This is a genomic window from Armatimonadota bacterium, from assembly GCA_035527535.1.
GTDB lineage: Bacteria > Armatimonadota > Hebobacteria.
This window is the reverse complement of sequence record DATLAK010000090.1, coordinates 1-16,011: the sequence shown is the minus strand read 5'-3', so window position 1 is coordinate 16,011 and position 16,011 is coordinate 1. Positions and strand designations below refer to the sequence as shown.

The following is a 16,011-nucleotide window of genomic DNA, read 5'->3' as shown; positions in this document are numbered from 1 at the left end:
CGCTGGTGCTGCCGAGACGACGCGGCTTCGCGCCGCCGCCACTACGCTCCACTGTGAGGAGGTTCGTCATGACCGACACCCGCCCCAATATCCTTCTGTTCACCACCGACCAGCAGCGCGGCGACCACATCGGCCTCGCCGGCCACCCCGTGGTCGAAACCCCCAACCTGGACGCCTTCGTCAACCGCGGCGCGTACTTCCCCAACGCCTACACCGAGATCCCCTCCACCACCGGCGCGCGCCGCTGCCTGCTCGGCGGCCAGGGCAGCTACGCCTGCGGTCTCATCGGCTATGCGGGCGAGGAGTGGCACGAACCCAACACGCTGGCGCAGGTGCTCGCTGACGCGGGCTACCACTGCATCAACGTCGGCTTCCGCAACCTGCATCCGCGGCGCAAGCTCTACGGCTTCCACACCGTCATCCCCCACGACCTCAGCGACGGCGTGGACGATTACGCCGACTGGCTGCGGCAGGAGCTGGGGCCGCAAGCGGATGAGCGCGCTCATGGAGTTGACGCCAACGGCTGGCTGGCGCGCCCGTGGCACCTGGAGGAACGCTATCACCCGATCGTGTGGACGACCGAGGTCACGCTGGAGCAGATCAAGAAGCGCGACCCCACGCGCCCGTTCTTTGCGTGGTGCTCACAAATGCGCCCGCACTCGCCCTACGACCCGCCGCAGTTCTTCTGGGATATGTACGCCGACCGCGACTTCCCGCCCCTCCCCGTCGGCGACTGGGCGGCAAAGCACGCGGGCGCGAAGCCGCACGAGCGTGCCGCCTGGCGCGGCCAGCTGACCCCCGAGCAGAACCAGCGCATGCGCGCGGCGTACGCCGGCCTGTGCACGCACCTTGACTACCAGTTGGGGCGCCTGCTGGAGCAGATGGCGCGCGAGCTGGGATCGGCGGTGGTGGACCGCACCCTCATCATCTTCACCTCCGACCACGGCGACATGCTGGGCGATCACCACCTGCACCGCAAGACCTACGCTTACGAGGGGTCGGCGCGCATCCCCTTCGTCCTGCGCTACCCGGCGGGGATGGACCTGCCCACCGGCGTCTTCGAGCAGGTGGTGGGCCTGCAGGACGTGATGCCGACCGTCCTCGAGGCGGCCGGCGTGCCGATACCGGGTTCGGTCACGGGGCAAAGCGTCCTGCGCGCGATTCGCGGCGGGTCGTGGCGCGAGTTCCTGCACGGGGAGCACTCGCCGTGCTACTCGTTGGAGCAGGCCATGCACTACCTGACCGACGGCAAGGAGAAGTACGTGTGGTTTCCCGCCACCGGCGAGGAGCACTTCTTCGATCTGCGCGCGGACCGGCGCGAGCTGCGCAACCTGGCGGGCGCTTCGTCGCACCGCCGGCAGGTGGCGATGTGGCGCCAGCGATTGGTGCGCCTGCTGGCGGAGCGCGGCGACGGCTTCTCCGACGGCGAGCGCCTGCTCCAACGCGACCAGCGGTGGAGCGCGGTGGTGGCGGAAAACGCGCGACCGCGGTGACGAAATCGCCCCTCCTGGGGGCCCCTCCCGCGCCCCGGCAGGGAGCCTCCGGCCTTGACTTCGCAAGGCCCTCTGTGATACCATGTAATCGTCTGTCGAAGGTCGCCGGAAGGTGCTTTTTCCTGCCCGGTTTCGGTGGAATGCTGTGGGCCCTCGGAGGGCTCCCCCCTCACACCCCAGCACTCCCGCGAACGTCATCGCAGCCGCAATCGCAGCATCTTACCCCGACGCATCGGGGCGAGCGTGGGAGGGACTTGCTTGGCGCGAACCCGAGTTCCCATTCAACTGCAGGGCCGTATCGAAGCCAAGAGCTATACGGCGGGTAGCATTCAGGTCCTCAAGGGCCTGGAGGCGGTGCGCAAGCGCCCCGCCATGTACGTCGGCGACACCGGCGTCCGCGGCCTGCACCACCTGTTTGTCGAGGTGGTGGACAACGCCGTGGACGAGGTGCTCGCGGGCCGCTGCACCAAGATTGACGTGGTGCTGCGCGAGGACGGATCGCTCAGCGTCGAGGACAACGGCTGCGGCATCCCGGTGGACCGGCACCCCGAGGTCAAGCTGCCCGGCGTCGAGGTCGCCATGACCATGCTGCACGCGGGCAGCAAGTTCGGGGGCGGCGGTTACCGCGTGGCCGGCGGCTTGCACGGCGTCGGCGTTTCGGTCGTCAATGCCCTCTCGGAGTGGCTCGAGGTCGAGGTGCGCCGCGACGGCAAGGTGTGGCGGCAGCGCTTCGAGCGCGGCAAGCGGGCCAGCGAGCTCAAGGCCGTGGGCAAGGCCACCCGCACCGGCACCATCGTCACCTTCAAGCCCGACGCGCAGGTGTTCGAGACGCTTGAATTCAACCCCGAGACCATCGCCGCCCGCCTGCGGGAGCTCGCCTATCTCAACCCCGCCGCCAAGATCACCTCCACCGTCGCCGCCACCGGCGACAAGCAGGAGTTCCACTACAAGGGCGGCATCGCCGCCTACGTCGAGCACCTCAACCGCATCAAGGATCCGCTGCACAAGGTCGCTCGCTTCGTCGGCGCGCGCGAGGACGTCGAGGCCGAGATCGCTCTCCAGTACAACCAGGGCTTCCTGGAGAGCATCCACTCCTACGCCAACAACATCCACACCGTGGAGGGCGGCACCCACCTCTCGGGCTTCAAGACCGCCCTCACCCGCGCCATCAACACCTACGCGCGCAAGGCCGGCCTGCTCAAGGACAAGGACCCCAACTTCAGCGGTGATGACGCGCGCGAGGGGCTGACCGCGGTCATCAGCGTCAAGCTCCTCAACCCGCAGTTCGAGGGGCAGACCAAGACCAAGCTCGGCAACACCGACGTCGAGGGCCTGGTCAGCTCCATCGTCTATGAGGGGCTGACCACCTATCTGGAGGAGACCCCGACCGCCGCGCGGCGGATCGTGGACAAGGCGATCACCGCCAGCCGCGCGCGGGAGGCGGCGCGCAAGGCGAGCGAACTCATCAAGCGCAAGAGTGCGCTCGAGGGGACGGCCCTGCCAGGGACGCTGTGGGACTGCTCGGAGAAGGACCCGGCGAAGTGCGAACTGTTCCTGGTCGAGGGCAAGTCGGCGGGCGGGGCCGCCAAGCAGGGGCGCGACAGCCACTACCAGGCGGTGCTGCCGCTGCGGGGGGTGGTGCTCAACGTCGAGCGCGCGCGCCTGGACAAGATGCTGGGCAACGAGGAGATCGCGACCCTCATCAGCGCGCTCGGCACCGGCATCGCCCCGCGCGAGGGCAATGGCAACGAGGAGAACGGCGACGCCAACGGCGAGGTCACCAGCAAGCTCGATATCTCCCGGCTGCGCTATCACCACATCATCATCATGGCCGACGCCGACGTGGACGGCGCCCACATCCGCACCCTGCTGCTGACCTTCTTCTTCCGCTACATGCGCCCGCTGGTGGAGCGCGGCCACCTCTACATCGCGCTGCCGCCGCTCTACGGAGTGCCCAACGGCAAGGAGATGCTCTACGCGCATAGCGAGGGGCAACTGCAGGCCATCCTCCAGCGCCTGGGCAAGCAGGACGGAGCGGCGGTGCAGCGCTACAAGGGGCTGGCGGAGATGTCGGCGGACCAGCTCGCCGAGACCGCCATGGACCCCGGCAAGCGCACCGTGCGCCAGGTCACGATCGCGGACGCCGAGCGCGCCGATGAGCTCTTCACCATCCTCATGGGCGACAAGGTCGAGCCGCGCAAGGAGTACATCGTCGCCCACGCCAAGGAAGTGACGGACATTGACCTGGTGTAGGGGAGCTGTCATTCTTCACCGAGCGCACGCCAGGTGAAGAAAACGCCGGTTGCGGCGGGTTTGTGCGGCCTTCCTGTCATTCCGAACGAAGCGCAGCGAAGTGAGGAATCCCCTATCGGGGTGGCAGGGAGGTAGGGGATTCCCGCCTTCGGCGGATAAGCCCTCCGCAGGCGGACAAGCCTCGGTCGTTCCACTCCCTCGGAATGACAGTGTCGCCGTCCGTCGGCGGTTCAATTCATGCCCGTGATGCGGAGCACCCATCATGTCTGACGCGGCGCTGAAGCCGGAACTGATCCCCGTCGAAGATGAGATGCGCGACTCGTTCATGACCTGGGCGGTGAGCGTCATCACCGCCCGCGCGCTGCCCGACGTGCGCGACGGCCTCAAACCCGCGCAGCGGCGCATCCTCTTCGACATGCACGAGATGAACCTCGGCCCCGCGGGACGCTTCATGAAGTGCGCCGGCGTCGTCGGCGACACCATGAAGAACTACCACCCCCATGGCGACCTTGCCATCTACCCGACCCTCGCGCGCATGGCCCAGGACTGGAACCTGCGCTATCCCCTGGTCGAGGGCCACGGCAACTTCGGTTCGGTCGACGGCGACCCGCCGGGGGCCATGCGCTACACCGAGTGCCGCCTGTCGCGCCACGGCGCGGCGATGCTGGAGGACATTGACCAGCGCACCGTTGACTTCATGCCCAACTTCGACCAGACCCGCCAGGAGCCGCTGGTCCTGCCCGGCCGCTTCCCCAACCTGCTGTGCAACGGCACCACCGGCATCGCCGTGGGCATGGCGACCAACATGCCCTCCCACAACCTGGGCGAGGTGGTGGACGCCTGCGTCGTTCTCATTGACAACGACGCGGCCACTCTGGACGAGGTGATGCGCATCCTGCCCGGGCCGGACTTTCCGACCGCCGGGCTCATCTTCGGCCTGCGCGGCATCCGCGACGCCTACGAGACCGGGCGCGGCTCCATCGTCATGCAGGCGCGCGCCACCATCGAGCCGATGGAGCGCAATCGCAACGCCATCATCGTCACCGAGCTGCCCTACGGCGTCAACAAGGCGCAGCTGGTGGAGCAAATCGCGGACCAGGTGCGCGCCAAGCGCCTGGAGGGGGTGGCGGCGCTGCGCGACGAGAGCGATCGCAAGGGGATGCGGGTGGTGGTCGAACTGCGCCAGGATGCCAACCCCAACGTCGTGCTCAATCACCTCTACAAGCACACCCGCATGCGCAGCGTCTTCGCCGTCAACACCGTCGCCCTGGTGGGGCAGGTGCCGCGCACCCTGGGCCTGGTGGACCTGCTCAAGCAGTTCCTCGGCCACCGCCGCGAGGTCGTCATCCGCCGCTCGCAGTACCAGCTCGAGCGCGCCGAGGAAAGGGCGCATATCCTCGAGGGCTACCTCATCGCCCTCAAGTTCATTGACGAGGTGGTCGCGCTGATCAAGCAATCGCCCGATCCGCCCACCGCCCGCCAACGGCTGATGGAGCGCTTCAAGCTCACCGAGATCCAGGCGCAGGCCATCCTCCAGCTTACCCTCCAGCGCCTGACCGGCCTCGAGCGCGACAAGATCCAGGAGGAGTACCGCGACCTCCTCAAGCGCATCAACTACCTGCGCGACCTGCTGGAGAGCCCGCGCAAGATCATGCAGGTGGTCAAGGACGAGCTGCTCGAGCTCAAGCGCAAGCTCGGCGATGAGCGCCGCACCCGCATCCATCCCGACGAGGCCGAGGACATCTCCATCGAGGACCTCATCGCCGACGAGGACGTCGTCATCACCGTCACCCGCGACGGCTACATCAAGCGCCTGCCGGTGGACACCTACCGCACCCAAGGCCGCGGCGGCAAGGGCGTCATCGGCCTTACCGCCAAGGAGGAGGACACGGTCGAGCACGTGTTCATCGCCTCCACCCATCACTACGTGCTGTTCTTCAGCGACCGCGGCCGCGTCTACCGCCTGCGCGCCCACGCCATCCCCGCCGCCAGCCGCCAGGCCCGCGGCACCGCTATCATCAACCTCATCCAGATCGAGCCCGGCGACCGCATCACCGCCACCCGCGCGGTCAAGGACTTCGCCGCCGACCGCTACCTCTTCATGGGCACCCGCCTGGGCGTGGTCAAGAAGACCAGCCTCCAGGAATACGACACCCGCCTCAAGGGCGGCATCATCGCCATCAACCTGCGCGCCGGCGACTCCCTGGAGTGGGTCAAGGTCACCGACGGCCAGCGGGATATGATCATGGCCACCAAGCAGGGCATGTCCATCCGCTTCAGCGAGAAGCAGGTGCGGCCGATGGGGCGCGTCGCGGCGGGGGTGCGGGGGGTTCGCCTGCGGCCCAAGGACGAAGTGGTGGGCATGGAAATCTGTCGCCCCGGTTTCGACCTGCTGGTGGCGTCCGAGCTCGGCTACGGCAAGCGCACCGCTCTGGAGGAGTACCGCACTATCGGGCGCGGCGGGCTGGGGGTCAAGACCCTCAACGTCACCGCCAAGAACGGCCCGCTGCTGGACATGAAGGTGGTGGAGCCGGATGACGAGCTGCTGCTCATCACCTCCGAGGGGCAGATGATCCGCGAGCCGGTGGCGACGATTCGTCGCACCGGGCGCTCCGCGCAAGGGGTGCGGCTGATCCGGCTCGACAGCGGCGACCGCGTGGCCGGCATGACGCGGGTGGTCAAGCGCGAGGAGCTGGAGACCGACGGCGCCACCCACGGCAGCGACGAGGCGGAGCCGGCCGCGGACGTGAAGGCACGGCATTCCGTGCCTTCACGCGGCGGCCCCGGCGCTGCGCCTCCGGTCACGGGAGACAAGGCGGTCAAGCCCGAAACCTCAAAGCGCTCTGCCGTCAAGCCTGCCGCCAAGCCTGCCAAGGCTTCCAAGCCCGCGGCATCCGCGAAGGCAGCCAAGCGGCCGGCGAAAGCCTCCAAACCCGCGAGGTCATCCAAACCCCAACCTCGCGGCAAAGGCCGCCGAGGACGGTAGAGCCGGATTGCCTGCGCCGCCGCGGGCGCCCTTCGAATGGTCAGAATCTCTTCTCCTCGATGAGTTTGTCGTCAACATAGACGCGCGCGATGGATTGGCCGTATCCGGACACCACCTGTTCGACGGTCGAACCCGGCTGGTGGCGGGCGCTGTAGGCCGTCCGCGTGCCTCGCCGGTCCTGGACCTCGATGCGCACCAGCGACTCGCTTTCCCCCGGGGGCAGGATGACCTGCACCACCGCCTGCCTGACGCGGTCGAGCGGCTCGGTGCTCTGCGCCGGCTGCTTGGGGCCGGCGCTCACGATCAACTGCACCCGCTCGCGGCGCGCCACGCGGCCGCCGGGCGCCGGCTCCTGTCCCAGCACCCACCCCGCGGGCACGGAGTCGTCATAGCGCCGCGTTATGCGCGCCAGCCGCAGGTCGGCCCCCGACAACGTCTCGCGCGCGCGGGTCAGCTCCATCTCCCGCACGTCGGGCACGAGCGTCCACGGAGGGCCATCACTCACTACCAGCTCGATGGCCCGACCCTCGCGCACCGTCCGTCCTGCAAGGGGCATGGCCGCGATGATCGTGCCCTCGCGTGCCTGCTCGTGGTAGCGGTGCCCGGTGATCTGGCCGATGAGCCCGCGCCGCGCCAGCATCTCCTCCGCCGCCCGAACCTCGATACCGGTCACGTCGGGGACGCGCACCTCCGGCGGCGCGCTGGAGATCCACAGGTAGATCGCCCCCGCGACTATCCCCGCCAGGCCCGCCGCCAGCGCCGCCAGCACCAGCAGCCCCCACCACGGGCTGGGGGGGACAGTTCCTTCCCGCCCCGGGCCCGGGCGCTGCCCTGGGCGACGGGGAACTGTCCCCTCACGCCCCTGCCGCGACGCGGTCATGGCGTCTCCTGCGCCCGCCGCTGGGCGCGCACGCGCGCCACCGCGCGCTCGTGCTCGGCGGCCGTGCGGCTGAAGACATGGGAGCCGTCCGGGCGCGCGACGTAGAACAGATAAGGCACGTCGGCCGGGTGCAGCACCGCCTCGATGCTGGTGCGACCGGGGCTGTTGATCGGCCCCGGCGGCAGGCCGGGGTGGAGGTAGGTGTTATAGGGGGAGGCGATCGTCAGATCGGCGTAGGTCAAGCGCTCCTTGTGGTTGCCGGGGCCGAGAGCGTACTGCACCGTGGCGTCGCATTGCAGCATCATCCCGCGCTTGAGGCGGTTGCTGAGCACGCCCGCGATGAGGGCGCGTTCCGCGTCGAGCCTGGCCTCGCCCTCGACCAGCGAGGCGAGGGTGATCACGTCGTGCAGCGACGAGCCCGGCGCCTGCCCGCCCAATAGCCCCCGCCACACTACCTCGTCGAAGCGCGCCAGCATCATCCGCACCAGTGTGCGCGGCGCCTTCGCATCACGCCCCACTTTGTAGGTGTCCGGAAACAGGTAGCCCTCCAGGCTGTCGGTCGGCAGCGGCGAGTCGGTGGCGAATTCGCCGGGCGACCGCGCCGCGCCCAGGAAGTCCTCCCCCCACCCCAATCCTTTGGCCTCCAGCAGGCCCGCCACCTGCCACAGCGCAAAGCCCTCGGGCACGGTGATCCACTCCTCGATCACGCGCCCGCGCTCGAACGTGCGCAGGATCTCCAGCGCGCTCATGCTGCGCCGCAGCGCATAGTCCCCGGCGCGCACCTGCCGCCAGCCGTCACCCCAGGCTGCGGCCACGCGAAACGCAAACGCGCTGCGGATCATCCCCGCCGCCCGCAGCCGCCGTCCCGCCTCGCGCGCCGGCTCCCCGCTGCCAACGGTGAAGCGCACGACCGTCCGCCCGCGACCGACTGCAGCCGGCGCACCGACCGCAGCCGGCGCACCGACCGGCACCCATAGACATGCGTACAGCCAGGCTCCAAGGGAGGCGATGATCGCAAGCACGGCGATGACGACGCCCCTAGTCCGCTTTGTCATCGGCTCGCTTGCGCCCCTCCAGGTAGTCTTGCAGCAGCACCGCCGCCGCCAGCTTGTCGCGTACCCCTTTGCGCCGCACCCGGCTCACGTCCGCCTCCAGCAGCACCCGTTCCGCCGTCGTCGTCGTGTGCCGCTCGTCCCAGCGCACCACCGTCATTCCTGCCGTTCGCGCCAACAGGTCGGCGAAGCGCGCGATCTTCTCCCCCTGCGCCGTCAACCCCCCGCGCGCGTTATAGGGAATGCCGACCACCACCTCGCTCGCCGCGTACGACCGCGCGAGCTCGAGGATGCGCCCCACTGCCGCCCGGTTGCTCGTGCGCTCGATGGTGGTCAGCGGCTGGGCGGTGATGCCCAGAGGGTCGCTGACGGCGACGCCGATGCGGCGGTCGCCTACATCCAGCGCCAGCACGCGGCCGGTCATTGCGGTGCGCGATTCCCTTCCAAAGCGATATAGACGACGGCCGCGGCGGTGATGCCGGTGGCGGTGGCGGCGGCGACGATTCCCGAATCGTTGAGTGCCACCGCGGCCACGGCGCCGGCGGCCGCCCCGGCGAGGCCACCCCAGAGGACGCGGTTCGCTTCGAGCGCGGTACGCAGCCCGGCGGGTGGTTTCATCACCAGCCACAGCGTTCCCGCCATCGCCAGCAGCGTGGCGGCGCTGTAGGGCGCCTGGGCGATAATGCCGAGGTTGGCCGCGATCGTGCGCGCCGCCATCTCCAGCGCCGCCCCGACTCCCCCGCTGCTCGCGACCCGCGCGGAGTCGCCGATGTGGGTCCACGTGCGCGCGTCACGCGCGAGGTCGAGGCCCGCGAGCAGCGCCCCCATCGCCGCCGCCGCCACCGCCCCCGCCAGCCAGTGACGGAGCCGGGGATGACCCGCCCGGATGGCGGCATAGGCGGCGGTGAACGCGAACGCGGCGGTGATCCCGCCCCCCCAGTTCGCGCCCCACATAGGCGCGCCGACCGCCAGCATCACCACCATCAGCCACGGCCCGAGCGCCCACCGTCCGCGGTGTCCTCCCGCCGCCTGCACCAGCGCCGCCGATCCAACTGCGGCGCAGGCGGTGGCGACACCCATCAGGTCATTGCCGACGCCGTAGAAGCGCCCGCCGAACATGGGGTTGTAGCTGATGACCGAATTGCCCGCCAACCGCGCGCCGGTCATGGCGTCGAGGGCGATCACGGCTGCGGTCGCCGTCAGCAGGGCGCCGAGCCCCACCAGGGGCGGACTCCCATACCATGCCAGCCAGGTGAACGCCGCCGCCAGCGCGGCGACCATGACGTACGGCTGCACCACCCCGCCCGCCTCCAGCGCCGGTAAGAACAGCAGGGCCAGCGGCAGGCTCATCCCCAGCAGCAGCACCAGGCGCAGCCGCCACCGCGCCCGCCGCGCCGCCTCCGGCGCCAGCACCAACCACCCGCCGACGAGCGCCAGGATGATGAACTCGGCCACCACGTAGAGCCCCCCGAACCGCCAGCGCAGGTCGAGCAGGCGCGCCCCGCGGCGACTGATGCCAAGCACTTGGTCGAGGGCACGTCCGCCGGGACGAACGCTGATCGCATGGCCGCTCATGGGGGCGACCCCCAGGCGCGCGGCCTCGGCGGCGGGGCTGATGCCGAAGAACCGCAGCATCGTCGGCGCCAGGTCCACGCTCGCCACCATCCCGGGGCGGCGCGTGCCTTGACTGGTCAGCAGGCCCGGCGCGAAGCCCGGACCGATGATGGCGACGGGGGCGAAGGACATCTGCTTGGGGGAGCCGTAGGGTGGGCACGTCGGGCTGACGATCATCAGCAGGTCGCGCTCGGGGTCCACCAGGTGGGCGATGCCTGTGAAGGTCGGCTCCAGGTCAGACAGAATCCGCAGCGCCTCGGGGTCGGGGGTGGCCGGCGAGGCGTGGCGCTGTCGCCCCCGGATGACTTCGTCGGGCGCGCCCGGGTGCAGGGCGGCCAGGTCAATGACCAGCAAATCCGCGTCGTGCCAGGCTTGGGCTAGGAGGCCGCGGTCACCACCGCCAGGCGAGGCGCTGCCGATCCAGTCCACCTCGCCGCCTCGATCAGCGGCAATGGCCGCCGCCGGCCCGGGGAAGTATCGCCCATCGGAAACCAGAAGCAGTCCCGTGCGCAGACGGTGGTCGCGCAACACCCCGCCTAGCAGGCCGGGCTCGGCCTGGCTGTGGGCGCGCCGGTTCGCCTCATGCAGGTCGGCCATCCCACGCTGCAAGGCTGAAGGGGACAGTTCCTTCCCGCCCGGAGCGTGGGCGGTGCCGTGGGCGACGGGGAACTGTCCCCTCACGACCGCCGCGCGTCCGGCGCCGATGCTGACGTAGGCGGCGAAGGAATCCGGCGCCTCCAGGGGGCGGCTGTTCATGACCCCGACTGCGGCCCGGCGCAGCAGCACCTGCAGGGGTGCCACGTCGGCTGCGGCCAGCTCCTCCCAGCTCACGCCGTGCAGGACGACCACCACCGCCCTGCCACGCCCCCGCATTGCCCCGGAGGGGCAAGCCATGAGGGCCAGGGTGATAAGCAGGGCGAAAGCGAGTCGGGCAGATCGGGGTGCGCCAGCTGTGCGAAGCGAAATGGGGCACAGCCGCCCTCGGCTGTGCAGGGACGCGGCCAATCGCGCGTTAACGGAGGGTGCAGTCCCCGCTGAAGTCAAATGGGGGCAAGACATGCCTTACCCCTACTTCCCACCTGCAAGCTGTTGGCGTACCAGGGCTAGGACCTTCCCCAGGGCCTCGTCGAGCTTCCCCGGGTCGCGACCTCCGGCCTGGGCGAAGTCGGGGCGCCCGCCGCCGCCGCCGCCCGCCGTCTTCGCCACCTCGCCCACGAGCTTGCCGGCGTGCACCCCGGCCTGGGTGAGCTCCTTGGACACCTCGCCCACGAACAGCACCTTGCCGTTCGCCTCGGCGCCGAGGACCACCACCCCGCGCCCCAGTCGCTCCAGCACCGCGTCGGCCAGGCTGCGCAGCGCCTCCGGCGACAGGTTGGCGACCCGCTCCGCCACCACCTGTGCATTCGCCACGGTTTCGGCCCGCCCCACCAACTCCTCGGCGACGGCGGCGGCCCCGCGCGCCTGCAAGGACTCCAGGCGCCGCTGCGCCTCGCGCAGGTCGCGCTGCAAACCCTCGATGCGGGCGGGCAGGTCCTCGCGCGCGCAGCGCAGAAGCTCGGCTCCCCGCGCCAGCAGCGCCTCCTGACCGCGCAAATAGTCCAGCGCCGCCAGCCCGGTCACCGCCTCCACCCGGCGCAGTCCCGCGCCGATGCTGGACTGGGCAGTGAGCTTGAACAGGCCGATGGCGCCGGTGTTGGTGACGTGCGTGCCCCCGCACAGCTCGCGGCTGAAATCGCCGATGCTGACCACGCGCACCTCGTCGCCATACTTCTCCCCGAACAGCGCCATCGCCCCCGACTCCCGCGCCTCGGCTATCGGTACCACGCAGGCCGCCACCGGATGCGTCTCCAGCACCTGGCGGTTGACCAGGTCCTCGATGCCGCTCATTTCCTCCGGCGTCAGGGGGCCGAAATGCGCGAGATCGAAGCGCAGCCGGTCCGGCTCCACCAGCGATCCGGATTGCAGCGCGTGGGGCCCGAGCACCGTCCGCAGGGCGTGATGCAGCAGGTGGGTGGCGCTGTGAGCGCGGGTGATGGCGTGCCGGCGCGCCGCGTCAACCACGGCATGCACCTGCTCGCCGCGCACCAGCTCGCCCTCCTCGACCACCACCCGCAGGGCCAGCACTCCCTCGGCGGGATGATGCGCATCCTCCACCCGCGCGCGGACGCCCTCGGCCCCCAGGCTGCCGGCATCGCCGACCTGGCCGCCGGACTCGGCGTAGAACGGGCTGTGGTCGAGAATGACCTCGAGGTGCTCCCCGGCGCGCGCGTTCTCGGCCTCCTTGCCCTCCTTGAGGATATGCAGAACCAGCGCCGTCGTCTCCAGCTCCTCGTAGCCGCGGAAGGTGGTCTTGCCCGCGAGCTCGGCATAGCCCCCGGCGCCGCGGTAGGCGAAGGCGCCGCCGGCGGCGGCGCGAGCGCGCTCGCGCTGGCGCTCCATCGCTGCGCGGAACCCCTCATCATCCACCGTCAGCCCCTGCTCGGCGGCGACCTCCTCGGTCAGCTCGTAGGGGAAGCCGTAGGTGTCGTAGAGCTCGAACGCGGCCTCGCCCGGGATGCTCCTATCGCCGGCAGCCTTGACGCGTGCGATCGCGCGCTCCAGCAGTTGGCTTCCTTGCTCCAGCGTCTCGTCGAAGCGCTGCTCCTCGGAGTCAACGAATTTGACGATCACATCCTGCTTATCCGCCAGCTCGGGATAGGCCGCGCCCATGTGGCGTGCCACCACCGGCACGATGCGGCTCAAGAACGGCATCGGCAGGCTCAACCGCCGCCCCAGGCGCGCCGACCGACGGATCAGCCGCCGCAGGACATATCCGCGCCCTTCATTGCTGGGCGTCACCCCGTCGGCGACCATGAAGGTGACCGCGCGCGCGTGGTCGGCGATGATGCGCGCGGCCTCGGCTGCGCTGCTGGGGACACCCTCTCCGGTGGGTGTCCCCGCACGCGAGAGATCGCCCCCACTGTTGGCCATCTCGAAGATGTAGGCGATGATCGGAGCAAACAAGTCGGTGTCGAAGATGGTCCTCTTGCCCTGCATGATCAGGGCCAGGCGCTCCAGGCCCAGGCCGGTGTCAATGTTCTGCGTCGGCAGGTCCGTGAGGTTGCCGTCGGCGTCGCGGTTGTACTGCTGGAAGACCAGGTTCCAGAACTCGTTCCAGCGGTCGCAGTCACACGCCGGGCCGCAGCCGGGCTGGCCGCAGCCATGCTGCTCGCCCATGTCGTAGATGATCTCCGAATCCGGCCCGCAGGGACCCAGGCCGCCGCCGGTCGGCCACCAGTTGTCCTCCACGGGAACGATGCGCTCGTCGGGGAGGCCGATGTCTTTGCGCCAGTGGCCGCGCGCCTCGTCATCGGTGGGATAGACGGTGATCCACAGCCGGTCAGCGGGGATGCCGAAGTCCCTGGTTATCAGTTCCCAGGCCCAGACGATCGCCTCGCGCTTGAAGTAATCGCCGAACGAGAAGTTGCCCAGCATCTCGAACAGAGTCTCGTGGCGAGAGGAGCGGCCGACCTGTTCCAGGTCGTCAATGCGCAGGCAGCGCTGGCAGGTCACGGCGCGCTGGGCGGGGATACGCGCCTCGCCGCGGAAGGCGGGCACGAACTGCTGCATGCCGGCGATGGTGAAAAGCGTGGTCCGGTCGCCGGGGATCAGCGGCGCGGGCGCGATCACGCGATGATCGCGCGCGGCGAAGAAGTCGAGGAACTTCTTTCTCAGCTCATCGGAAGTCACGGAATCACCTCGGGAAATGGGGACTGGCTCCAGATTTCTCCGGCCTGCCCTGAGCGCCGTCGAAGGGAAATCGGTGCCGGTCCCTATTTCCCCCTCGACCGGCTGGGGACAGGCTCTTCACAGCCCCGCGCACGCGGGTATTATAGCAGAAAGGCCAAAGACGGGGGAACGGCGGGCAAAGCGGCCCCATTTCCGGGACAGTCGACTTAATTACTGCGACTTACCATTGGGGGCCGATTCCGGGGTAATTAAGTCGACTGTCCCCGGAATTCCCCGGAATTCCCCGGAATTGCCGTGTTCAGGGTAGGCGCAGAGTCTGCTTGAGGGCGTGGATGACCCTGCAGGTTTGTGGATAGGTAGCGAGGAGCTCACGGAGGGTCAGCTGACGGTTACCACTCTTGTGGACCACGGCGTGGCGCTCTTTGATGATGTTGTCCCAGGCTGCCTGCTCTGGGGTGTTGAAGACAATCGAGGAGAAGTAGCCCTCGTAGTCAGAGCCGAACATTCTGAGGACTTCGGTGATCTTGCTGAGATCGGGACTACGGAACTTGCGGCCGATTGACTTCCGAAAGTAATTGCAGACGTGAGCATCGCCACAGGCGGCGACGCGCTGGTTGAATAGGTTTTCGATCAGCACCTCGTACTCGGACACAATGAGAAGAACGAGACTAGCTACAAGTCTGCTCTCGAGCTCTGGTCTAGTGAGGTCAGAGATGGGGACGGTGTCGAGGTGGACTCGGCAGGTTTCGAGGGAATCCTGAATTGCCGTGAAGATCACACGCTACCTTCCGAAGAGAGTCTTGTCGGCGAGTGCCAGGCGCTTGGTGACGACCTCGCGGTCGGTAGTGGCGCTGCTGACAGCCGCCTGATATTCCTTATCGCTTACGAGGCGGTGGTACCTCCCCTTGATGTCGGGTGGAATGGCAGTCGCATGGCGAGCGAAAGCAGCGTACACAGAGTCGAAGACGGCCGCGTTCAAGCCGGCCCGTATGTGGAAGGGACGTTCTCCCAGGCTGTCCAGTACTGCTGTGGTTGTGTTAGCGAAGAGTTTGGTGTAGGCACGGGATGCGTCTTGGTCGGACTGATGGGTGCGCATGTAATTGGAGAGGAAGTCCTTCATTGGTCTGTCGTAGCGGTGTGCGTCATGGTGGAGGGCGAGGAAGCGCAATATGAGCTCTATATCGCGCTGTCTCTTGTCGGGGAGGGTTTTGCCGAATATCAGGCGCCATTCGGCCAGCTCGTTGAGCTTAACGAGCATGTCGTTAAATGGGCCGTGATAGATGCAGTTGCGGATTTCCTGGCCTACGAGCTGCGTTCCGCCGGTGTTGAGCCTTTCGAAGAGGTGGAACATGCTGGTGTTGTCGCGCGGGCGCAACTGGCGGATGACGAACGCTCTAAGCACGGACGCGTTAAACCTGTTGTAGGTTGCTTCATCAGTTTGGCTAAGGTCGGAGTATGTCTTCTCGGAGTAAGGGCTAGATGGGTTCAACCCGGTGAGTCTGAAGATGCTGCGCCTGCGCGCGACTGGGGGGCCAAAGTAGCCTTCGAAGAAGTAGACAATGCTGAGGAGCCTCTGTTGGCCGTCGACAACGAGAAGACGGTTGTTGCTCTCGGGCTCCATGTATAGGAAGATGGCTGGGACCGGTAAGCCTAGCAGGAACGATTCGATTAGACGACTTGACTGTTTGATGGACCAGACGAACTTGCGCTGGTAGGGGGGGATCAAGATGCTGTTATTTCGGTACAAGTCGACGATGCCCTGGAGGGTGTAGTCGGCGGGGTAGGTTGCAATGTCATAGGTAACCGGGGTGCTGTCGCGGTCTTCCTGTTCGCTGAGTATCCGCTCGATTCCGTCGTCCTGTTTGAAGTGGTCGGTCATTATTGAATCTCGCGTAATAGGTTTGATTTCTTGGTGCAGCTATGATATGCTGTAGGCATGAAAGCGCACATTGGCGGCCGACGAAACTTTGCCGGTTTGGAGAAGCGCAGGTTGAAGGCGGCCCG

The 16,011-nt window shown here is 68.2% G+C and carries 10 protein-coding genes; 3 read left to right on the top strand and 7 right to left on the bottom strand.

The window, feature by feature from the left end:
* Positions 1-68 precede the first annotated feature (68 nt).
* From VM221_06390 to gyrA, 3 genes are all read left to right on the top strand, one after another.
* Positions 69-1,493: an arylsulfatase gene (locus tag VM221_06390; protein ID HUT74446.1), complete on the top strand. Its 1,425-nt coding sequence runs from the start codon at positions 69-71 to the stop codon at positions 1,491-1,493.
* A 258-nt stretch (positions 1,494-1,751) separates the two neighbouring features.
* Entirely contained in the window at positions 1,752-3,746 is a 1,995-nt protein-coding gene (gene gyrB / locus VM221_06385; protein HUT74445.1) for a DNA topoisomerase (ATP-hydrolyzing) subunit B, read from the top strand.
* Positions 3,747-4,008: 262 nt separating this feature from the next.
* Positions 4,009-6,732, top strand: coding sequence for a DNA gyrase subunit A (gene gyrA / locus VM221_06380; GenBank protein ID HUT74444.1), 2,724 nt, complete (start codon positions 4,009-4,011; stop codon positions 6,730-6,732).
* 40 nt (positions 6,733-6,772) lie between these two features.
* Here the strand turns inward: gyrA and VM221_06375 are convergent, their stop codons facing one another.
* The 7 genes from VM221_06375 to VM221_06345 all read right to left on the bottom strand — a co-directional run bounded on the left by VM221_06375 (position 6,773) and on the right by VM221_06345 (position 15,886).
* Positions 6,773-7,612: a PASTA domain-containing protein gene (locus tag VM221_06375; GenBank protein ID HUT74443.1), complete on the bottom strand. Its 840-nt coding sequence runs from the start codon at positions 7,610-7,612 to the stop codon at positions 6,773-6,775.
* Positions 7,609-8,667, bottom strand: coding sequence for an endolytic transglycosylase MltG (gene mltG / locus VM221_06370; protein ID HUT74442.1), 1,059 nt, complete (start codon positions 8,665-8,667; stop codon positions 7,609-7,611). The genes VM221_06375 and mltG overlap by 4 nt, the downstream gene beginning before the upstream one ends.
* Positions 8,651-9,088, bottom strand: coding sequence for a Holliday junction resolvase RuvX (gene ruvX / locus VM221_06365; GenBank protein HUT74441.1), 438 nt, complete (start codon positions 9,086-9,088; stop codon positions 8,651-8,653). The genes mltG and ruvX overlap by 17 nt, the downstream gene beginning before the upstream one ends.
* A complete protein-coding gene (locus VM221_06360) occupies positions 9,085-11,130 on the bottom strand; it encodes a hypothetical protein (GenBank protein ID HUT74440.1) in 2,046 nt (681 codons plus the stop codon). Before VM221_06360 ends, ruvX begins: the two co-directional genes overlap by 4 nt.
* Before the next feature lie 216 nt (positions 11,131-11,346).
* Entirely contained in the window at positions 11,347-14,007 is a 2,661-nt protein-coding gene (gene alaS, locus VM221_06355; GenBank protein ID HUT74439.1) for an alanine--tRNA ligase, read from the bottom strand.
* A 298-nt stretch (positions 14,008-14,305) separates the two neighbouring features.
* Positions 14,306-14,785, bottom strand: a complete 480-nt coding sequence (locus tag VM221_06350; protein ID HUT74438.1) for a HEPN domain-containing protein — start codon at positions 14,783-14,785, stop codon at positions 14,306-14,308.
* 3 nt (positions 14,786-14,788) lie between these two features.
* The gene (locus tag VM221_06345) at positions 14,789-15,886 is read right to left on the bottom strand and encodes a DUF262 domain-containing protein (protein ID HUT74437.1); all 1,098 of its coding nucleotides are present in this window, start codon (positions 15,884-15,886) and stop codon (positions 14,789-14,791) included.
* Positions 15,887-16,011 lie beyond the last annotated feature (125 nt).

Coding starts and splice junctions, on each gene's coding strand:
- VM221_06390 (HUT74446.1), top strand. CDS start 69: ATGACCGACACCCGCCCCAATATCCTTCTGTTCACCACCGACCAGCAG.
- gyrA (HUT74444.1), top strand. CDS start 4,009: ATGTCTGACGCGGCGCTGAAGCCGGAACTGATCCCCGTCGAAGATGAG.
- VM221_06375 (HUT74443.1), bottom strand. CDS start 7,612: ATGACCGCGTCGCGGCAGGGGCGTGAGGGGACAGTTCCCCGTCGCCCA.
- mltG (HUT74442.1), bottom strand. CDS start 8,667: ATGACAAAGCGGACTAGGGGCGTCGTCATCGCCGTGCTTGCGATCATC.
- ruvX (HUT74441.1), bottom strand. CDS start 9,088: ATGACCGGCCGCGTGCTGGCGCTGGATGTAGGCGACCGCCGCATCGGC.
- VM221_06345 (HUT74437.1), bottom strand. CDS start 15,886: ATGACCGACCACTTCAAACAGGACGACGGAATCGAGCGGATACTCAGC.